The sequence below is a fragment of the Pseudomonas prosekii genome, from assembly GCF_900105155.1.
GTDB lineage: Bacteria > Pseudomonadota > Gammaproteobacteria > Pseudomonadales > Pseudomonadaceae > Aquipseudomonas > Aquipseudomonas prosekii.
The window spans coordinates 5,767,168-5,788,035 of sequence record NZ_LT629762.1; the positions used below are offsets into that span (position 1 = coordinate 5,767,168).

The window sequence follows — 20,868 nt, forward strand, 5'->3', positions numbered from 1 at the left end:
TCTGGATAAAGTCAGGTTAACAAACCTGGGATTTTTCCAATGTATCCGACGGCGCACGCTGCAACCACTCCAACGGGTCAGGTATTTGTCATGGCTGCTCTTTCGAAAATGGCTGCTGTTTCCAAGCTGTGTTTCCCCGCACTTCTGCTGGCCATCGCCGCATCGGCGCAGGCTGAGGACAAGGTCGTCAATCTCTACAGTTGGGCCGATTACGTGGCGCCCGAAACCTTGCAGCGGTTCGAGCAGGAAACCGGCATCAAGGTGCGCTACGACACGTTTGATTCATCGGAAGTGCTCGAAACCAAATTGCTCACCGGCGGCAGCGGTTATGACGTCGTGGTGCCGTCGTCCAGTGTGTTGGCCCGCGGTTTGGCGGCCGGCGCGTTGAAGCCAATCGCGCACGAAGGGCTCAAGGGTTACGCCAACCTCGACCCGGATTTGCTGGAGAAACTGGCGGCGGTGGATCCGGGTAATCGTTACGGCGTGCCGTATACCTGGGGCACGTTGGGCTTGGGCATGAACGTCGAAGCGGTCAAGCAGCGCTTGCCGGATGTGCCGCTCAACAACCTCGACCTGCTGTTCAAACCGGACAACGCCAGCAAGCTGAAAGACTGCGGCATCGCCATTCTTGATTCGCCGCAAGAGGTGATCGGCCTGGCGCTGCATTACCTCGGTAAAGATCCCTACAGCACCGACAAGAATGATCTGTCAGCCGCCGAGGCATTGTTGCGTCAGCTACAGCCGAACGTGTTGTACGTCGCCACTGGCCGGCAAATCAGCGATCTGGCCAATGGCAGCGTTTGCCTTGCGCTGACCTACAACGGTGACGCGAGCATGGCGGCTGATCAGGCACGCAAAGCGAATAAACCCTACGAGGTCGCGTACCGAATTCCTACACAAGGCACGCTGGTGTGGCAGGACAACCTGGCAATCCCCAAGGATGCGCCGCACCCGGAGGCTGCGCGCCAGTTCATCGAATTCATGCTGCGCCCCGAATCCGTGGCGGCGCTGACCAACTCGCTGTTTTTCGCCACCGCCAATACCGCCGCCACGCCGCTGGTGGACGAAGCCGTGCGCAACGACCCGGATATCTACCCGTTGGCCGACGTTCGCCAACGTTTGTACGCCGACCGCAGCATGAGCCTAAAGGACATGCGCCAGCGTACCCGCTTGTGGACCACTTTCCGTAGCCGCCAATAATAAGGAACACACCATGGACGTCCCTGTGCAAAACGATCAGGCGTTGACCCGCGACAGTCTCTACGGGACTGCCGCGGAAAGTACCTACGCCGGAATCACCAGTTTCATGCGCCGCCGCTACAGCCGCGATTTGCGCGGCGTGGATGTGGCGGTCAGCGGCGTGCCGTTCGACACCGCCACCAGCAACCGCCCCGGCGCGCGTTTCGGACCGCGCGGGATCCGCGCCGCGTCGACCGGGATTGCCTGGGAGCGCCACTGGCCGTGGGCCTTCGACCCGTTCGAGCATCTGGCGGTGATTGATTACGGCGATTGCGCGTTTGATTACGGCGCACCGCATTCGATCCCCGAAAGCATCGAGGCCCACGCCGAGCACATCCTCAATGCTGGCAGCGCCATGCTCACATTCGGCGGCGATCACTTTGTCACCTATCCGCTGCTCAAGGCCCACGCGCGCAAACATGGCAGTTTGTCGCTGATCCACTTCGACGCGCACAGCGACACGTGGCCGGACGAGGAGGGCAAGCGTGTCGATCACGGCACGATGTTCTGGCATGCGGCGCGCGAAGGGTTGGTCGATCCGGCGCGCTCAGTGCAGATCGGTTTGCGCACGACCAATGACGATCACCTGGGTTTTCAAGTGTTGGACGCGCGGCAGGTGCATCGCCAGGGATGTGAGGCGATTGTCGAAGCGATTCGGGCGCGGGTCGGCGACAACCCGGTGTACCTGACATTTGATATCGATTGCCTCGACCCGGCGTTTGCGCCCGGCACCGGAACCCCGGTGTGTGGCGGGTTGAGTACGGTGCAGGCGCTGGAGATTCTCGGTGGTCTGCGCGGGATCAATCTGGTCGGCATGGACGTAGTGGAAGTGGCGCCGGCCTACGACAATGCGGAAATTACCTCACTGGCGGCGGCGACATTGGCGATGGAGATGCTCTGTTTATACGCGGCGAAACACAAGGTCGACCGGTAGAGCAACGGTGAAAAACTGTAGGCGTGAGCCTGCTCGCCACGGCGTTGAATCAGTCGACATCTGCGTTGAATGTGACAGCGCTTTCGCGGGCAAGCCTCGCTCCTACGGGTTTGCGGTGAACTCAGGAACACCGCAAACCTCGTAGGAGCGAGGCTTGCCCGCGAAGCTTCTTCACGCTACCGGAATCTTCGGCAGATCAAGGGTTTCAACGCCGGTGTAACGCGCAGACGAACCGACAATCATCGCGTGCGGCACGCCCGCTTCGACGCTGCTCGAATCATCCAGCCGCGCCAGATGCGCATCACTCAATTGCACCTCCAGCGCCCCCAGCGTCGCGTCCAGTTGCTCGCGGGTGCGCGAACCCAGAATCGGAATCAGCGCGGTGGTCGACCGCTTGGCTTTCTCACGCAACCACGCGATGGCCACGTGGGTCGGGCTCGATCCAATCTCGGCAGCGACCGCGAGCAACGTATCGAGCAGCGCCGTTTCCCGTGCGCTTTTCTCGGCGTGAATCAACATGCCCAGCTTCGCCGCACGGTTGTCGCCATCGTTATTGCGGTACTTGCCGGTGAGGAAACCGCCACCGAGTGGCGACCATAACGTCGCGGCCAATCCCAGCGCCTCGGCCATTGGCAGCAATTCCCGTTCAGCGGTGCGCTCGGCCAGGCTGTATTCGGTTTGAATCGCGACAATCGGCGCATACCCGCGCACTTCGGCCAACACGTCCGCGCGAGCGATGCGCCAGGCCGGGAAGTTCGACAGCCCGGCGTAGTGAATCTTGCCGGCGCGCACCAAGTCATCGAAGCCGCGGAGGATTTCTTCCATCGGCGTCACGCCATCGCTGATGTGCGCCCAGAACAGGTCAATGTGATCGGTGTTAAGGCGTTTGAGGCTTTCTTCTACCGAGCGGACCATGTTTTTACGGTTGTTGCCGGTGTGGGAAATAGTCGCCACGCGGTCGGTGCCCATGGTGAATTTGGTGGCGATGACCAAGCGATCACGTTCGGCGGCGATGAATTCGCTGAGCATCACTTCGGACTGGCCATTTTGATAACCGTTGGCGGTGTCGATGAAGTTGCCGCCGGCCTCCAGGTAACCGTCGAAGATTCGTTTGGCCTCATCGCGCTCAGCGCCGTGGCCCCAACCAGTGCCGAAGTTGCCGGCGCCCAGCGCCAGTTCCGAAACACGCAAGCCGCTTTTACGGCCGAAAACTTTGTAATGCATGGAAGACTCCAGAAGACAGACGCTGTGGTTGGATATAAATGTTACGCGACATGTATTTAATATGATGCGAGTAATATTCGCCGTCAAGATGCTTTTTTCTTCAGGCGCACATGAGCCGACCATCGGCCAACCTCACAAATCCCTGTAGCAGCTGCCGAAGGCTGCGTTCGACTGCGAAGCAGGCGCCTTAACCAAAACCCAACGACCGCTTCGCGCTCGAACGCAGCCTTCGGCAGCTGCTACATAAATCATCAAAGCGGCGCGTCATTGAGCTTTGAAGTGGCGCGTCATTAAGCGCCGACGTGGCGACTACGGGGCGCGCGTATATACTGCGCGCCATGACTATCGACTCTCCCCTCAGTGCCTGGCAGTACGCCGTCGAGCAGAAGGGCTTCGTCCAGGACGAAGCTCAGGAACACGCCGTCCGGGCGTTGCAAAAATGTCACGACGCCTTGCATCAGGCTTCGCATGAAAGGCGTGCGCCGATTACCGGCGTTTACCTTTGGGGCCCGGTCGGGCGCGGCAAGACGTGGCTGATGGATCAGTTCTACAACACCTTGCGCGTGCCGGCGCGGCGTCAGCATTTCCATCACTTCATGGGCTGGGTGCACCAGCGTTCGTTCCAGCTCACCGGCACCGCTGATCCGCTGAAAGCCCTGGCGCAGGAGCTGGCCAGGGAAGTGCGGGTGCTGTGTTTCGACGAGCTGTTCGTCAATGACATCGGCGACGCGATCATCCTCGGGCGTTTGTTTCAGGTGATGTTCGACGAAGGCGTGGTGGTGGTCTGCACCTCCAATCAGCCGCCGGATCAGTTGTATGCCGATGGCTTCAATCGTGACCGTTTCACCCCGGCCATCGCCGCGATCAAGCAGCATATGCAGGTGGTCGCGGTGGACGGCGGTGAAGATCATCGCCTGCATCCCGGCGCCGCGTTGCAACGTTATTGGGTGGCGGCGGGCGATCAAACTGGCGGTCTGGCTGAGGCGTTCAAGGTGTTGACGGTCGGCCAGTCGGTAAGCAGCGATCCGGTCAAGGTCGGGCATCGCAGCATCAACGTCGTGCAGGCCAGCGCCACGGTGTTGTGGTGTCGTTACGCCGAGCTGTGCGAGCAACCGCTGGCCGCCATGGACTTCATGGCGCTGTGCGACCGCTTCAACGCTATTCTCATGAGTGACGTGCCCAGCCTCAGCGCGCAGAAACGCGAAGGGCGGATTGCGCGTGGTACTGAGGACGGCGTGGAGCGGGTGGCGGCGGGCGATCGCGAGTTGCCGCAATTGTCGGTTCACGATGATGGCGTGCGGCGTTTTATTGCCTTGGTCGACGAGTGCTACTACCGCAAGGTGCCGTTGTATCTTGAGGCCTCGGTGCCGATGGACGCGTTGTACACCGAGGGCTATCTGGAATTCCCGTTCCGTCGCACCCTCAGCCGTTTGCAGGAAATGCAGCTGCAACGTTTTGCCGAGGCTTGAGCACGAGCCTTTGGGCGCGAGAGCGTTTCGATAAGAGAGCCGCGATGATGACTCAACCTCTGTCTCACCATTTGCTGACCATGGCTTATCAGAATGCCTGGGCCAATCACCGTTTGGCCAAGGCCTGGGGCCAGTTGAGCGCGGCGGAACTGGCGGCGCCACGGGTGAGTTTCTTCCCGAGCATTGTCGCTACGCTGAATCACATTTTGACCTGCGACTGGTTTTACGTGGACGCGCTGGAGCGCGAGTTGCGCGGTGACGTGCCGCACCCGGATTGCTACGTGTTTTTCAACGATCAGCAGCCGTTCACGCTCGGCGCCGATCTGCGGTACGAGCAAGCGCAGGTGGATCGCCGGCTCATCGCTTATTGCGAACAATTGCGCGATGCCGACCTCGGGCGATTGGTGACCATCGCCCGGGACACCCCGCAGCACGACAGTCGCTTGCGCATGCTTGCGCACCTGTTCGAACACCAACTACACCATCGCGGACAAGTTCACGCGATGCTCAGTGGCACGACGGTCACGCCGCCGCAACTGGACGAGTTTTTTTGCGTGGGAGAGGCGGGTTTGCGGGCTGAGGACTTCGCGGAACTGGGCTGGACGGAAGAGTTGATCTGGGGGCACTGAGCAAATCGCAGGCATAAAAAAAGGCGTCCATCAGGACGCCCAAGGTGTAAGCCCTGGCGTCGGAGCAAGATCGCCAGAGGTCCATCGGTTCAGGGTTTGTAAGTTTCAGTGACTTGCGCGGTTTGGTCATCCGGGACCCGGAGTTCGCCGCTCTGTCGTTGTTCCGCTTGGGTTTGCGCCGTGTTGACCGGGAAGTTGGCCCAGTAATGCTTCATCCGCTCAGCGCCGCCTTCGGCGAATGCGCTGGTGGAACCGAGGGCTAGAAGACCGGCGAGGATCAGGCTGACTCGTTTCATGGTGTATCTCCCACTAAGAATGACGGGGTGCCTTTCATCCGTGATTCGAGGGCGTGGGCGCAGTATCGGCAGGCCTCATTAAGTCGGGGTTAACGGCGATCGGGATGTAGGAAAAGGATGATTCCCACATTTGGCCTGGTGAACGCAGCTACTGCATCCAACCGCAACCCCTGTAGGAGTGAGCCTGCTCGCGATGCCGTCGGCAGCCTCGACCGAGAAGTTGGGGCCGAATAGCCATCGCGAGCAGGCTCACTCCTACATTGGATTTGCGGCGAGCGCAGCAGCTGCGGTCAACCACAGACCCCTGTGGGAGCGAGCTTGCTCGCGATGGGATTGGCAGCCGCACCGGTGATGTTGGGACTGATATAGCCATCGCGAGCAAGCTCGCTCCCACATTTGGCCTGTGGTGACCGCGGCTACTGCAGCCAACCGCGATCCCTGTGGGAGTGATCCTGCTCGCGATGCCGTCAGCAGCCTCGACCGAGAAGTTGGGGCTGAAATAGCCATCGCGAGCAGGCTCACTCCACATTGGTTTTGCGGCGAGCGCAGCAGCTGCGGTCAACCACAGACCCCTGTAGGGGTGAGCTTGCTCGCGATGGCATTGGCAGCCGCACCGGTGATGTTGGGGCTGATATGGCCATCGCGAGCAAGCTCGCTCCCACATTTGGTCTGTGGTGACCGCGGCCATTGCAGCCAACCGCAATCCCTGTAGGAGTGAGCCTGCTCGCGATGGCGTCGGCAGGCGCGACGGAGGTGTTGGGGCTGAAATAGCCATCGCGAGCAGGCTCACTCCTACATTGGATTTGCGGCGAGCGCAGCAGCTGCGGTCAACCACAACCCCTGTGGGAGCGAGCTTGCTCGCGATGGCATTGGCAGCCGCACCGATGATGTTGGGGCTGATATGGCCATCGCGAGCAAGCTCGCTCCCACATTTGGCCTGTGGTGACCGCGGCTACTGCATCCAACCGCAATCCCACAACCGGCAGATTGTGGCGAGGGTTCAGAGTTTCCAGTCCAGGCTCAGCGTTACGGTCCTTGGGTCGCCCCAGTACACGCCGTTATAAAAGCCGACGTTGTCGTAATACCTTTCGTCGAACAGGTTATCGACGTTGAGCGAGGCCGACAGGTGGCGGTCGAACTCGTAGCGCGACATCAGCTTGACCACGGTGTAGGCGCCCTGGCGGATTTTCGCGTTTTCGGTGATCAGGTCGCCGTCGGCATCGCGGCCGATCGGGCGGTTGGATTGGCCCCAGATATCGCTCTGCCAATTCACTGCGCCGCCCACGGTCATCGCGTGCCAGTCGCCCGGCAGGCGATACGCGGTGGAGATACGCAACATGTTCAAGGGCTGCGTGGTGTTGGCCCGCTGCTTTTCACCGTTCGCGGCGTGGGTGTAGGTGTAGCCGGCGGTCATGTTCCAGTCGGTCATTACCTCGCCGGATACTTCCACTTCAAAACCCTGGACCTTCTGGCCCTTGCCCCCGGACTTGTAGAACTCCTCACCAGTCGCTGGATCCGGTGGCACCGAGTCATCCAGTTCGGCGACGTTGTCCTGCTTGCTCCAAAACACTGCCGTGGCGACGTTCAAGCGTTCGTCCAACAAACTGCCCTTGAGCCCGACTTCATAGTTGCTGCCGATAACCGGTCCGAGGTATTTGCGATTGGCGTCGCGGTTGTCCTGAGGCTTGAAAATGTCGGTGTAGCTGACATACGCGGTGTATTCCGGCGTCAAGTCGTAGAGCAAACCCGCGTACGGCGTCCAGATATCGTTCTGCTGCTGAGTGGTAGTTTCGACGCCGGTCAATTGCAGGTTTTTGTCGTAACGGTAGCTGTGGCTGGCGGTTTTCCAACTGCCGTAACGGCTGCCGAGCACCGCGTGAAATTTGTCGGTCAGGCTCAGCCGGGTCGCCACGTAACCGGCCTTTTGCCGGGTGCTGTCGGTGGAGCCGGTGCGAGCGGTGACGGTGTCCGGGAATTTGGCGATATCGCCCATGTATTTCCAGTCAGCGATATTGCCGTAGCCCTTCGGCACGCCGCCCCCGACGGTGTACGGGTTGTCCGAACTACGCTCCGCTTCGCCATAACCGAACATCATTTCGTGCTCGCGCCCGAACAACGAGTAAGGCCCGGCGACGTTGAAGTCGTAGGCTTTCATTTTCTGTTCGCCGACCATGTGCCCGCTGTAGGCACTCATGCCGCTGCGGTCGTCATTCGGGAAACCGGCGCCGCCGTAGTAGACCTTGCCGTCGGTATCGCTTTCGCGGTGGGTGTAGGCCGCTTTCAACTGCCAGCCGCCGCCCAGTTGCTGATCGAGGTTGGCGAACGCGGTTTTGTCCTTCAGCGGCCAGGAACTCCACGGCGTTGCCATGTTGGTCGAGCGGCCGAGGTTGGCTTTGCCGCCCGACGAGTTCCAGTACGGCACGGTGCCCCACGAGGTGCCCTGAACCTGTTTGTCCTGATAGTCGTAACCGACCGCCAGCACTGTGTCATCGGTCAGATCAGCTTCAAGCACGCCGTAACCGACTTCGCGTTGCATCTGGTAATGATCGCGGAACGATTGGCTGTCGCGATACGCCAGCACGCTGCGCCCGCGCAAGCGACCGTCGAATGCCAGCGGCCCGCCGACGTCGACGTAGCTGTAGTAATCGTCATAACTGCCGCCGCTGACCCCGGTCTGCGCTTGCCATTGCGCGGTCGGGCGCTTGCGCACCATGTTGATCGTGGCGGACGGGTCGCCGGCGCCGGTGGTCAACCCGGTAGCGCCGCGAACCACTTCGATGCGGTCGTAGATGATGGTGTCGGAGTCGGATTTCATCCGCCCGAAGGTGTTGAGCATGCCGTCAATCTGGAAGTTGTTGATGGTGTAGCCGCGCGACGAATAGCTGACGCGGTCCGAGTCGTTGTGCTGGACCACCACGCCGGTGGTCTGGCTCATGGCTTCGGTCAGCGTGCCGAGCTTGAAGTCGTCCATTTGCTGGCGCGTGACCACGGACACCGATTGCGGGGTTTCCTTGATCGACAGGTTGAGCCGCGTCGCGGTGCTCATGGCGCCGGTGGTGTAGGACTCGGTGTGTTCGGTGGTGGTGCCCAGACCTTCGGCGGTGACGTTGGTCGCGGTGAGCTCCAAAGCGCTGGCGGCCGGGTCTTTGTCGGGTTCGGTTTCGGCCAGCAGGTCGGGGCTCAGGGCTGCGCTGCACAGGCCGAGGGTCAAGGTCATGGAACGGGTGATAGGCGCGAACATCGCGGCCGACTCCTTGTCTTCGAGGGAAAAATTCCGTTTGCTCAAAGACGAAGGCGGGCGGGGGGATTTAGGCTAAAACGAGAATTATTATCATCTTTAGGAAAGGACTGTAGGAGCGAAGCTTGCTCGCGAAGGGGTCGGCACATTCAACAATGATGTTGCGTGACAGACCGCTATCGCGAGCAAGCTCAGCTCCTACAAGGGTCGGCACATTCAACATTGATGTTGCGTGACAGACCGCTATCGCGAGCAAGCTCAGCTCCTACAAGGGCGGCGGGGTTATTGCTTGACCACCGTTGGCTCGGGGAGCACGGGGTTTTTCGGTTTGATCAGGCTGAAGTCGATCAGCGGGCGCTGTTTGCTTTCGTACGGGTTGCCGATCATCAGCGGGCGCGGGGTGAAGCTGTCGCTGACCAGGCTTTTGCTGCGATCCAGTTCGTCGAAACTCAGCCCGGCCAGGTCGGCCCAGGTGTGGATCAAGTGCGAGCTGCTGTAAGGGCGGCTCAGGTCGGCGGCAAAATTCCAGTCGTGACTTTCGCGCCATTTCGGCGAGGCCCATGCCATGAACGGAATGGTGTACATCGGCGCCGTCGGCTTGTTTTCGTTACGCCCGAGGGTCTTGTGGCCCGGGGAGTCGAAAACGTCTTCGCCGTGGTCGGAGAGGTACAACAGGAAGCCGTTCGGATCGGACTTGGCGTAATCCTTGATCAGGCTCGACACCACGAAGTCGTTGTACAGCACCGCGTTGTCGTAGCTGTTGTAGGTTGGCAATTCGTCGTCATGCACGCCGGGTGGCACGCCGTTGCGGTCCTTGAACTTGTCGAAGGTTGGCGGATAACGGTACTGGTAGCTCATGTGCGTACCGAGCAAATGCACGACGATCAGCTTGCGCGGCGCCGCGTCACCCAAGGCCTTGTTGAACGGCGCAATCACATCGCCATCGTATTGCGCGGCGTTCTGGTTGCGGTTGTTGTTCAGGTACACCTGCTCGTCAGCCTGTTCGGAGAACGTGGTGAGCATGGTGTTGCGCTTGGTCATGGTCTGCTGGTTGGTGATCCAGAAGGTTTTGTAGCCGGCCTGTTTCATCATGCTGACCAGCGACGGCGTCGACAGGTACAGGTCCGGGTTCTCTTCGTCGGCGAAGGTCAACACCTGTTGCAGCGCCTCGATGGTGTAGGGGCGCGGGGTGATGACGTTGTTGAAGATCGCCAGTTGATCCTTGAGCTTGTCCAGTTCCGGGGTGGTTTGGCGGTCGTAACCGTAGAGGCTCATGCGCTGACGGTTGGTCGACTCGCCGATGACCAGCACCAGCGTCTGCGGCTTGTCGGCATCGGCACTCTGGAGGTTTTTCAGCGGCGCGATCTTGCTCGCGCTGTGCAGCATGTCCTGCATGCCGGCCAGGGTGTCGAGGTAACGGTGATAGGCCACGGCCATCTGCCATGGCACGGCCGGCTCGATGCGTGTTTCGAATTTCTCGAAACCGCCGGCGAGGCTGCCGGTGCGCGCGGTTTGCTTGATCAGCGGGTAACCGACCACGGCGATGATGATCGCGGTGGCGGCGACCAGCGCCTGACCGCGCGGCAGGTACACCGGGCGCAAGCGGGTCCACAGGAAGTAGGCGAACAGGGTATGGGCGAGGAACGCCGCAACCATCCACCAGGCAAAGTATTGAGTCATGTACTCGCCAGCTTCAGAGATGTTCGACTCGAACATGATGAAGATGACGCTCTGGGAAAACTCCTGCTGATAGATGAAGAAGTAGCCCAGGCTGGCCATCGAGCAGGCCCACAACACAACGCCGATCAGCGCCGACAACAGGCGCGTGCGCTTGGGGAACAGCAACATCGGCGCGAGCCACACGGCACTCATCACGAAAGCCTGGCGGAACCCGGTGAAACCGGAGGTGCCAGTCAGCTGGATCAGCAGTTGGGTAATACCCGAGAAGTACCAGAAGAACACGAACAGCCAGAGAAATCCGGCCCAATCAAATCCTGTCGCAGACGTTTTGCTGCGTTTGAACACTGCCATTCAGAACTCCCACCGGTATTGTTTAAGCTCCGGCGTCATCAAGCGAACCCACGAAATACCACTGTCCGGGAACCGAACAGCCACAAGGATCGGGAGTATCGCTAGGGGAGTGTGAAAAGTTTGTGAGTTTTGTTCAGGAACGCGACAGGTAGTCCTGCAGCCAATGGCTTTTCATTGACTGCAGGCCTCTGTGGCGAGGGGGTTTACCCCCGTTGGGCCAGCGAAGCGCCCTGTGTTTCTGGACAAGAATGGGACTGCTGCGCAGTCCAGCGGGGGCAATCCCCCTCGCCACAGGGTCGCCGGCGGAACTGGGAGGTCAGGCGTTCAACGCGGGCATGGCGTGCCCGGCCAACTGTGCCTGCTGTTGCAACAATTGCCGTAGCTGCACCACCTGGTTTTTCAAGGCGTCGCGCTCGTCTTTCAATTGGCGCAGTTCATCACGACGGATCGTGACGTAGAGAGTTTGTGGGGGACGTGCGGTAACGATTGTGTCCATTGCTCACCTCGCAAATGGCCTGCATCAACTGTGATTGTGTCGTTCTTGCGAGCGACTCCTTCACTATCGGCCGCGATTTTGATTTCTTTTGCCCGTGAATGGAACTTTTTTATTTTTCACGGTCGGTGTGTCTTTAAGACGATTGCCGACGTTATGTGTCTGGAATCGGGCACAATGCCCGGAAACTTCATCCCGGCGCTCTGGACTAACCCACATTAGTCGCGTTGGGCTATAACCTTTGACACACTTTATTTGTAGTAAGGAGCATCAGCACATGCAACTCGGGATTATTGGACTGGGCCGCATGGGCGGTAACATTGCGCGGCGCCTGATGCTCAATGGGCATACCACCGTTGTTTACGACCGCAATACCGCCTTCGTCGAAAACCTCGCCAAAGAGGGTTCCACCGGCGTCGCCGACCTGCCTGCACTGGTCGCCGGCCTGGCCAAGCCACGAGCCATCTGGGTCATGCTGCCGGCCGGTGCACCGACCGAAGACACCATCGACACCCTGAGCAACCTGCTCGAGGCGGGCGACACCATCATCGATGGCGGCAACACCTACTATAAGGACGACATTCGCCGGGCTAAAACCCTCGCGGACAAAGGCCTGCACTACATCGACGTCGGCACCTCCGGCGGCGTCTGGGGCCTGGAGCGCGGCTACTGCATGATGATCGGCGGCGACGCCGAGACCGTCACGCGCCTCGATCCATTGTTCGAAAGCCTGGCGCCGGGCCTGGGTGATATCCCGCGCACCAAGGACCGCAAGTCCGATGACGACCGTGCCGAGCGTGGCTACATCCACGCCGGCCCAGCCGGTTCGGGTCACTTCGTGAAGATGATCCACAACGGCATCGAGTACGGCATGATGCAGGCCTTCGCCGAAGGCTTCGACATTCTCAAGACCAAATCCAGCACTCATCTGCCGGAAGACCAGCGCTTCGACCTCAACGTCGGCGACATCGCCGAAGTCTGGCGCCGTGGCAGCGTGGTCTCCTCGTGGCTCCTCGACCTGACGGCCGACGCCTTGGCCACCGATCCCAAGCTCGACGGCTATTCCGGCGAAGTGGCCGACAGCGGTGAAGGTCGCTGGACCATCGAAGCTGCGATGGAGCAAGCCGTGCCGGTACCGGTGCTGTCGAACTCGCTGTTCTCGCGCTACCGTTCGCGCGGTCAGGGCACCTTCGGCGACAAAATTCTCTCGGCCCAGCGCTTCGGCTTCGGCGGCCACGTGGAGACTCCGAAAAAATGACCCATACGATCCGCAATAAATCCAAAGCAGAACCCGCACCACCGACCACGCTGTTCCTGTTCGGTGCCCATGGTGACCTGGTCAAGCGCTTGCTGATGCCGGCGCTGTACAACCTGAGCCGCGACGGCCTGCTTGGCGATGGATTGCGGATCATCGGCGTTGACCACAACGCCATCAGCGATGAAGCCTTCGCGCAAAAACTCGAAGACTTCATCCGCACCGAAGCGGCGAGCAAAGTCGGCAAGGGCGATCAGCTGCTTGATCCGGCCTTGTGGGCCAAGCTTGCAAAAGGCATCAGCTACGTCCAGGGCGACTTCCTGGACGACAGCACTTATCAAGCCCTGGCGGCGAAAATCGCCGCCAGCGGCACCGGCAATGCGGTGTTCTATCTGGCCACCGCGCCACGTTTCTTCAGCGAGGTGGTGAACCGCCTCGGCAGCGCCGGTTTGCTGATTGAAACCCCGGATGCGTTCAGAAGGGTGGTGATCGAAAAACCGTTCGGCTCCGACCTGCACACCGCCGAAGCGTTGAACGCCTGCCTGCTCAAGGTCATGTCGGAAAAGCAGATCTACCGGATCGACCACTATCTGGGCAAGGAAACCGTGCAGAACATTCTGGTCAGCCGGTTCTCCAACAGCCTGTTCGAAGCCTTCTGGAACAACCATTACATCGACCACGTGCAAATCACCGCGGCGGAAACCGTCGGCGTTGAAACCCGTGGCAGTTTCTACGAGCACACCGGCGCATTGCGCGACATGGTGCCCAATCACTTGTTCCAACTGCTAGCGATGGTCGCCATGGAACCGCCGGCCGCGTTCGGCGCCGATGCGGTGCGTGGCGAGAAGGCCAAAGTGGTGGGCGCGATCCGTCCCTGGTCCGTCGAAGAAGCACGGGCCAACTCGGTGCGCGGGCAATACGCTGCCGGCCAAGTCGATGGCAAACCGCTGACCGGTTACCGCGAGGAAAACAACGTCGCCCCCGACAGCAGCACTGAAACCTACGTCGCGCTGAAAGTGATGATCGACAACTGGCGTTGGGTCGGCGTGCCGTTCTATCTGCGCACCGGCAAGCGCATGAGCGTGCGCGACACCGAAATCGTCATCTGCTTCAAACCGGCGCCGTACGCACAGTTCCGCGACACCGAAGTCGATGAGTTGCAGCCGACTTACCTGCGCATCCAGATCCAGCCGAACGAGGGCATGTGGTTCGACCTGCTGGCCAAGCGGCCAGGGCCGGCGTTGAAAATGGCCAACATCGAGCTGGGTTTCGCCTACAAGGATTTCTTCGAAATGCAGCCGTCCACCGGCTACGAGACGCTGATCTACGACTGCCTGACCGGCGACCAGACGCTGTTCCAGCGCGCCGACAACATCGAGAACGGCTGGCGCGCCGTACAACCGTTCCTCGACGCCTGGCAGCAGGACGCGCGCGTTGAAACCTACGCCGCCGGCGAGGACGGCCCACAAGCCGCCGAAGACCTGCTGACCCGCGACGGTCGCGTGTGGCATAGCCTCGGATGAGTGACGACGTGAAACATCCCATCCGTTTTCTGCTCAGCGACATGGACGGCACGTTGCTGCTGCCCGATCACAGCCTCAGCCAGCGCACCATCGAAGCGGTCCGCGCCTTGCGTGAGGCCGGCGTGCTGTTCAGCCTGGCCACCGGCCGTCCGCCCAAAGCCATGTTGCAGCAGATCGAAGCCCTGGGCGTCGACCTGCCGACCGCCGCGTTCAATGGCGGGACCATCGTCAAACCCGACGGCACGTTGCTGGTCGCGCATTATTTGCCGGTGACTGCCGCGCTGACTGCACTGGCACTGTTTGCTGATCGCCCGGACATCGAAATCTGGGTGTTCAGCGGCGGCGACTGGCTGCTCAAAGACCCGCACGGCCCGATGGTCCCGCGCGAACAGAGCGGCTTGGGTTATCCGCCAGTAGTGGTCGAGAGCTTTGAGCCGTATCTGCAGAAGATCGACAAGATCGTCGCCACCAGCAACAACGCGCAGTTGTTGATCGAACTGGAAGCGCTGCTGCTGCCGAAAGTCGACGGGCAGGCGCAGGTGTCGCGTTCGCAGCCGATTTATCTGGACGTGACGGCGATGCAAGCCAACAAGGGTGATGCGCTGGCGACCTTGGCCGACTACCTCGGCGTGCCGCTGGAGCAAACGGCGGCGATGGGTGATGGCGGCAACGACCCGGCGATGTTTCATCGTGCCGGGTTGTCGATTGCCATGGGCCAGGCTGAAGAAACGGTCAAACGCCAGGCCGACGTCGTCACCGGCGCCAACACCGAGGACGGCGCCGCGCAAGCAATCGAGCGCTATATCCTGCCCCGCACGTAAAATCACCGCAAAACGATCGCGGCGCGGTCGGGATCAGCCGAAATAGCGGGCGACCACCGCGCGATAACGGCCGTCCAGCGAATAGCCACCGACGACGATTCGCCCGTCCGCCTGCACAGCGAGCGAGGTGGCGGTATCGAGGCTGCGCCCCAGACGCGTGCGCACCCAGCCCATGCCCGTGGCGAAGCTGCGATCCAGCAGTCCGCTCGGCAAATAGCGCGCGAGGATAAAATCCGCTTCGACGCCGCCAATCGTCGCGCCCACCGCCACCACGCGGCCATCCGCTTGCGCCTGCGCGGCGGTCCATTGGCTGCCGCTGTGGCCGATTTCCAGGTGCTGCGCTTGGCCCTCGTTGCAATGATGATCCGGGCGACCGTTGCTGTGGAGCTTGAGCGACAGGCAATGCATCGGGTCCCGGCCGCTGCCGAAACAGTGCAAGTCGCCATTGTCGTGTTGAATGATTTGACTGATTTGCGCGCCACGCTCGCGAGATTTGAAGGTCATGAAACCATCGACGGCGAAGCTGTCATCCAGTCGCCCGTCGGCGTGATAGCGCGCAAGCAAGCCTTCTTCGGGGAAATTGATCGAACCGCCAGCGAGGATCCGCCCATCGCGCTGCACCGTCAGGCTGCCGAGCCAGGTATTCATCAGTAAATGCCTGACCACTACAAAACCACGACCGTTGAATTGGTCGTCGAGGCTGCCGTCGGCATTCAAGCGGATCAGCAGCCCGACGTGATCGGCAAGTTCGAAATGATGATTGGCCAGCAGCAGGATTCGCCCATCGTCTTGAACGTCGACAGCACAGGCTTCGGCGCCCGGAACGCCTGGCGGCAACCAGTCGTCACGCATGCCCAGCGACAGATTGCCGGGCAGGCGCACGACCAATCGGCCATTGTCGCCAAACTCGCGAACCGGTTGGCCATGGGCGTCAAACAGGGCCAGCGCCGGCAGGCTGCGGTGCGCGTTTTCGTAGTGCAAACCGGACAACAGAATCGAGCCGCAGGGCAGGATGTGCACGTTGCTGGCCATGGCCTCGCTGCCCAAGGCAAATTGGCCGACCAGACTGCCGAGATTGCCGAAGGTCAGGTCCGCCGAACCATCGTCCAGCAGCCGCGCCAGGCCAAACCGACTGCCGCCACTGGTGCCGACTTTGGCCGCGACCAGTAACCTGCCACGCGCATCGATGGCGACGCCGTTGGCCATGCTCGACAAACTGCCGGCGAAATACACCTGCGCTTTGCCATTGGCGGCGAAACTGTGATCAAGGTGTCCGGCTTCATTAACGACGGTGGGGCGGGCAATAACAGTTTGGGTGAGCATGCACGCATCTCCTTTCAGTTCCCTCTACCCGGGCGCCGGGAGGGCAACTTTCGCGTGCGAAACATTCAATCCCTGAACAGCCAAACACACAACGGTGATAACTAACCAACGGAGGGTCGTTATGTGCCAGAACAGTGTCTTTTTGAACCAATGAAAAGCGTGCCAAGTAATAACCGATCGCAGCCTTGGCAGTTGCTGCACAAGGCTGCGATCTTTGGACTTTAAATCAGTGCGGCATAGACCACGATTGCAGGGTATAGCCATCTTCGCTCAGCGCGGCGCGGGTCTGTTCCAGCAAGTGTTCAAGTTGCACTGGATCGGAATAAGCGCTGCTTGGAATCTGCGCGTGGCTGATGCGCGTGTTAGTGCGGTCGATGATGCTCAGGCTGAGTTCGCCGTTGCCTTCTTGTGGCGCCCAGGCCACGCATTGAAATGGCTTGAACGCGCGGTCGGCAATCAAAAGAGCTTCGTTGATACGGAGCGGGGCGGTCATGGGATCTTCTCTCTCTATGCCCAATCAAGTGATCCGCCGTCGGTTGGGCTTACCGTTCGGCTGGTTACTTGTACTGATGCACGCACCGGGGGGTTGGGTCACACCCAAAGCAAAGAAAATTCAACTTTCTTTCATATACGCAATGTTGAGAGCTACTTGCAGAGCAGACTGAAAGCTTGGTGAAAGGGCTTAAGTCGTTAGGTAACTAACAAACCCCCCCTCTTATAACTAATTAGTTAACACTCCTATAGTCAAACGATTTAAGGCCCTGTCAATTTCTTGCTAATGTTACAGCCAGGTCCGCCAAACGACTGTTTTTAATAATATTTCCTTTAATTTGGCGCCAAGGAACAGTCATGATCGAAGCGCCTGCCTTAAGACGTCTATTAGTGGTTGATCCTTGTGACGATTGCCATCGTCTTTTACCCGGTTTGCGCTCCGTTGGGTGGGATGTCGATAGCTGTACGCTGGAAAACGCCGCCGCGCGAAGTTGCGATGTCGGCCTCTTGCGATTGCAGCCTTATCATCTGGACCGTCCCGACGCCGTCAAGGAACTGATCAGTCGTAGCGGCACCGAATGGATCGCCGTACTTAATCAGGAAGTCCTGCGTTTGCAGAACGTCGGGGACTTTGTCTGCGAGTGGTTTTTCGATTTTCACACGTTACCGTTCGACGTCTCGCGGGTGCAGGTCACTCTTGGGCGCGCGTTCGGCATGGCGCGTTTGCGCGGGCAGGGCACGATCCACGTCAACCAGCCGGAACATGAATTGCTCGGTGACAGCAAGCCGATTCGCGAGCTGCGCAAGTTGCTGAGCAAATTGGCGCCGACCGAATCGCCAGTGCTGATCCGCGGCGAAAGCGGCACCGGCAAAGAACTGGTCGCGCGCACGCTGCACCGCCAATCCCAGCGCCACAACCGGCCCTTCGTGGCGATCAATTGCGGGGCGATTCCCGAACACCTGATTCAATCCGAACTGTTTGGCCACGAAAAAGGCGCCTTTACCGGCGCCCATCAACGCAAGGTCGGGCGGATCGAAGCGGCCAACGGCGGCACATTGTTCCTCGATGAAATCGGCGATTTGCCGCTGGAGTTGCAAGCCAATCTGCTGCGTTTTCTCCAGGAAAAACACATCGAGCGCGTCGGCGGCAGTCAGCCGATTCCGGTGGATGTGCGCGTATTGGCGGCAACCCACGTCGACCTCGAAGCGGCGATCGAAAAGAAGCGCTTTCGCGAAGATCTGTATTACCGCCTCAACGTCCTGCAAGTCGTCACCGCGCCGTTGCGCGAACGGCACGGCGATCTGTCGATGCTGGCCAACCACTTTTCGCACTTCTACAGCCATGAAACCGGGCGCCGACCGCGCAGTTTCAGCGAAGACGCGCTGATTGCCATGGGCAAACACGACTGGCCCGGCAACGTGCGCGAGTTGGCCAACCGGGTGCGGCGTGGTTTGGTATTGGCTGAAGGACGGCAGATCGAGGCCCGCGACTTGGGGCTGATGAGCCAGCAAAGTATCGCTGCGCCGATGGGGACGCTGGAAGACTACAAAACCCGCGCCGAGCGCCAGGCGTTATGCGATGTGTTGAACCGTCACAGTGACAACTTGAGTGTTGCGGCAAGAGTGCTGGGAGTGTCGCGGCCAACGTTCTACCGGTTGTTGCACAAACACCAGATTCGCTGACACTTTCAACTTGAACAAAAAGCCCCGCATCGCTGCGGGGCTTTTTCGTTATTGCGTTTAGAAGTAGTACGGAAACTTCAGGCTGAACTGAAAGTCGGGCGCATCGTCGGTCATGCCGATCGACAAGTTAGGCACGATCGTCAAGTTGTCGGTCGCCGCAATGGTCATGCCGACGTTGAAGTAACCGGCGTTGGCATCGCTGGAGACCACCGATTGCCAGTCGCCGCCGTCCTGCTTGAGTTTGCTTTTCTTCTGGATCAGGTCAGACACCGAAAACGACATACTCATCTTCTCGTTCAAGGCAAACGCGACGCCGGCGCCGATCTGGAAGCTGTCACCAATCCGCACTTTGCCCGGTGTTTTCTGATTGACCGTGGAACTGATGTCGTCGAACGACTCCTCGAGGTTATGCGTATAGGAGAGGGTGCCGAACAGCACTGCCGGGTCGAAGGTTTTAACCAGCGAGATGCCCGGGGTAATCGACCAGACGCCGTTACCGGTCGGCAAGTCGTCGGGCACAAACAAGTTGGTATTGCTTTGCGCCTGGCGCAGCTTGATCCCGAACGGCTCTTTGCCGGTCGGTGCCTTGACCCGCAAGGTAACCACGGCGTCCGGCGTGTTGACCGATTCGTCGAGGAACTTGTAGGCCACCCCGAAGTTGACGTCGCCCAGGGTCGGATCCTTGGTCACCGTCTCTTCGCTGGTAACCCCGGCGGCACCTTCGTTGGCGCCACCGGACTGGTAAGTCGACTCGCGGTAAACCACTGGCGCGTTGATGTCGAACTGCCAACGGTTGTTGAAGTTGTAGCGACCGGTGAGGTCAAGTGTCCAGGTGTCAGCCTTGATGCGGTCGAGGTTAATGTTGCCCAGGAAGATCGAATCCAGCGCCAGGAAACCGTTAAGGATAAGTTGGCGAGTGTCGTAGCGGGCGTAAGTCACCCCGGTTTCAAAGCTGAACTTGCCGCCGCCGAAGAAGCCGCTGGCTTCGTCATACAAGTTGGACACGCTCTGCGCCGGTTGCGAATCGTCTGCCAGCGATTGCCCGTAAGATGCGCCGCCGCCCCCAGCGGCGCCTCCCGATGCAGCAGCGGCGCCGGTGCCGGTGGCGACGCGCTGATTGCCTTTCATGTCGGCCGGGGACTTGGCCAAGCGTTTAGGCTGTGGTGTCGCCGGTTGATCTTCAACCTGGCGAACCCTTTGTTCGAGTACCGCTAATGCTTTTTGTTGTACTTCGTATCGTTGCTTCAGCTCCAGAAGTTCCTGTTTCAAGGTCTCTATGTCGGGGTCGGTCGCTGCCTGCACCATGACCGCCGGGAAAAGAGTGCTCAAACAAATAACTGCACGCAGTGATACTGATCGATACATGAAATAAGCCGTCCCTTTAAGCCCAATGATCGAGACTCAGCGTAGTTCAATATCCTAGGCTGCGTAGTCCTTTGAGTTGCGTCAGATTGCAATCCAGAGCACCCAGGCTCGCGCCGTTATTGTTAAGTACGACGTTGAGTTGGGTCATGTTGTTGACCGTGTTGCTACTGCCCAGTAACCGGGTGTTTTGCAACAGGCCGCCCTGGGCAATTTGCTGCAGCGCGGTGCCCTGATTGCCGCTGGCCTGAATCGCCATTTGCACGCCACTGGCGTTCGCCGAGACCGACACATTGCCAGCGGCATTGCTGCTGGAAATAGTCTGCCCGCTCACCAGCGCCTGACCCTGCGGGGCGGCGATTGGCGGCGGCGCGCTGGCCTCGGTGACGTTGATCGCCACATCGTTGTAGGCGGTGTTGCTGTCGCCGGCGGCGCGTACGCTTTGCGTTACGCCCTGGCTGGTGGCCAGGCCCGCGCCACCGACGACATTGCCGGTGCCCACGGCGGGCACCGAGGCGGCGTTGGCTCCGGCATTGGCGCCGGCGCCCACTTCCTGAATGGTTGAAACATAGAATTCGGGTTTTACCGTGGCTGCCTGGATCTGCATGGCGGTTGATGCGCCGATCAAGTCCCCGCTGGCGTTGCGCCAGGTACTGTTCATGACAATGCCGAAACTGATAATCCGTCCCGGCATGACATACCGACCACGCAGCTCGGCAAGCTCCTGGTCCTGTATTTCGATGGGTTTAAAACCGTTGGCGTAGCCGGATGCGCTCGCCGCCAGGCACGCGGCAGCCAGCCAGTATGAGGTTTTCATTTGCTGCTCCCGGAGCATCCTGCCCCAAATCATCATTTG

Annotated in this window: 17 protein-coding genes; 8 read left to right on the forward strand and 9 right to left on the reverse strand. The window is 60.1% G+C overall.

Annotated features, from left to right (window positions below):
• Positions 1-108 precede the first annotated feature (108 nt).
• Together BLU01_RS26020 and speB are read left to right on the forward strand one after the other, a co-directional pair.
• Positions 109-1,200 carry a polyamine ABC transporter substrate-binding protein gene (locus BLU01_RS26020; RefSeq protein WP_092281750.1) on the forward strand — a complete coding sequence of 364 codons (1,092 nt, stop codon included), beginning with the start codon at positions 109-111 and terminating at the stop codon, positions 1,198-1,200.
• Between the two features lie 13 nt (positions 1,201-1,213).
• Complete coding sequence (gene speB, locus BLU01_RS26025; RefSeq protein ID WP_092280881.1) at positions 1,214-2,173, forward strand: agmatinase; 960 nt, start codon at positions 1,214-1,216, stop codon at positions 2,171-2,173.
• A gap of 171 nt (positions 2,174-2,344) precedes the next feature.
• Here the strand turns inward: speB and BLU01_RS26030 are convergent, their stop codons facing one another.
• The gene (locus tag BLU01_RS26030; protein ID WP_092280883.1) at positions 2,345-3,397 is read right to left on the reverse strand and encodes an aldo/keto reductase; all 1,053 of its coding nucleotides are present in this window, start codon (positions 3,395-3,397) and stop codon (positions 2,345-2,347) included.
• Positions 3,398-3,735: 338 nt separating this feature from the next.
• On the opposite strand from BLU01_RS26030, the gene zapE reads away from it, so the two are divergent.
• A complete protein-coding gene (gene zapE / locus BLU01_RS26035) occupies positions 3,736-4,866 on the forward strand; it encodes a cell division protein ZapE (RefSeq protein ID WP_092280885.1) in 1,131 nt (376 codons plus the stop codon).
• Positions 4,867-4,913: 47 nt separating this feature from the next.
• Positions 4,914-5,495: a DinB family protein gene (locus tag BLU01_RS26040; RefSeq protein WP_092281751.1), complete on the forward strand. Its 582-nt coding sequence runs from the start codon at positions 4,914-4,916 to the stop codon at positions 5,493-5,495.
• Positions 5,496-5,584: 89 nt separating this feature from the next.
• On the opposite strand, the gene BLU01_RS26045 is transcribed toward BLU01_RS26040, so the two are convergent.
• From BLU01_RS26045 to BLU01_RS26060, 4 genes are all read right to left on the reverse strand, one after another.
• Positions 5,585-5,791, reverse strand: a complete 207-nt coding sequence (locus tag BLU01_RS26045) for a hypothetical protein (protein ID WP_092280887.1) — start codon at positions 5,789-5,791, stop codon at positions 5,585-5,587.
• Positions 5,792-6,791: 1,000 nt separating this feature from the next.
• A complete protein-coding gene (locus tag BLU01_RS26050) occupies positions 6,792-9,032 on the reverse strand; it encodes a TonB-dependent siderophore receptor (RefSeq protein WP_092280889.1) in 2,241 nt (746 codons plus the stop codon).
• 279 nt (positions 9,033-9,311) lie between these two features.
• Positions 9,312-11,060 (reverse strand): phosphoethanolamine transferase CptA, encoded by a 1,749-nt coding sequence (locus BLU01_RS26055; RefSeq protein WP_092280891.1) that lies wholly within the window; start codon positions 11,058-11,060, stop codon positions 9,312-9,314.
• A 316-nt stretch (positions 11,061-11,376) separates the two neighbouring features.
• Entirely contained in the window at positions 11,377-11,556 is a 180-nt protein-coding gene (locus BLU01_RS26060; RefSeq protein ID WP_092280893.1) for a DUF6026 family protein, read from the reverse strand.
• Between the two features lie 274 nt (positions 11,557-11,830).
• Between BLU01_RS26060 and gnd the strand changes: the two genes are divergently transcribed.
• Genes gnd through BLU01_RS26075 form a run of 3 tightly spaced genes read left to right on the forward strand, consistent with a single transcriptional unit; the run spans position 11,831 to position 15,152 of the window.
• Positions 11,831-12,811, forward strand: coding sequence for a phosphogluconate dehydrogenase (NAD(+)-dependent, decarboxylating) (gene gnd, locus BLU01_RS26065; protein ID WP_092280895.1), 981 nt, complete (start codon positions 11,831-11,833; stop codon positions 12,809-12,811).
• Positions 12,808-14,331, forward strand: coding sequence for a glucose-6-phosphate dehydrogenase (gene zwf, locus BLU01_RS26070; protein WP_092280897.1), 1,524 nt, complete (start codon positions 12,808-12,810; stop codon positions 14,329-14,331). Before gnd ends, zwf begins: the two co-directional genes overlap by 4 nt.
• Positions 14,328-15,152 (forward strand): HAD family hydrolase, encoded by an 825-nt coding sequence (locus BLU01_RS26075; protein ID WP_092280899.1) that lies wholly within the window; start codon positions 14,328-14,330, stop codon positions 15,150-15,152. The genes zwf and BLU01_RS26075 overlap by 4 nt, the downstream gene beginning before the upstream one ends.
• Positions 15,153-15,185: 33 nt before the next feature.
• Here the strand turns inward: BLU01_RS26075 and BLU01_RS26080 are convergent, their stop codons facing one another.
• A complete protein-coding gene (locus tag BLU01_RS26080; RefSeq protein WP_092280901.1) occupies positions 15,186-16,475 on the reverse strand; it encodes an NHL repeat-containing protein in 1,290 nt (429 codons plus the stop codon).
• 226 nt (positions 16,476-16,701) lie between these two features.
• Positions 16,702-16,968: a hypothetical protein gene (locus BLU01_RS26085; RefSeq protein WP_092280903.1), complete on the reverse strand. Its 267-nt coding sequence runs from the start codon at positions 16,966-16,968 to the stop codon at positions 16,702-16,704.
• A gap of 356 nt (positions 16,969-17,324) precedes the next feature.
• Between BLU01_RS26085 and BLU01_RS26090 the strand changes: the two genes are divergently transcribed.
• The gene (locus BLU01_RS26090; protein ID WP_092280905.1) at positions 17,325-18,650 is read left to right on the forward strand and encodes a sigma-54 dependent transcriptional regulator; all 1,326 of its coding nucleotides are present in this window, start codon (positions 17,325-17,327) and stop codon (positions 18,648-18,650) included.
• Between the two features lie 57 nt (positions 18,651-18,707).
• Here the strand turns inward: BLU01_RS26090 and BLU01_RS26095 are convergent, their stop codons facing one another.
• Together BLU01_RS26095 and BLU01_RS26100 are read right to left on the reverse strand one after the other, a co-directional pair.
• Positions 18,708-20,015, reverse strand: coding sequence for a transporter (locus tag BLU01_RS26095; protein ID WP_092280907.1), 1,308 nt, complete (start codon positions 20,013-20,015; stop codon positions 18,708-18,710).
• A gap of 46 nt (positions 20,016-20,061) precedes the next feature.
• Positions 20,062-20,829 (reverse strand): hypothetical protein, encoded by a 768-nt coding sequence (locus BLU01_RS26100; protein WP_092280909.1) that lies wholly within the window; start codon positions 20,827-20,829, stop codon positions 20,062-20,064.
• Between the last annotated feature and the right edge of the window lie 39 nt (positions 20,830-20,868).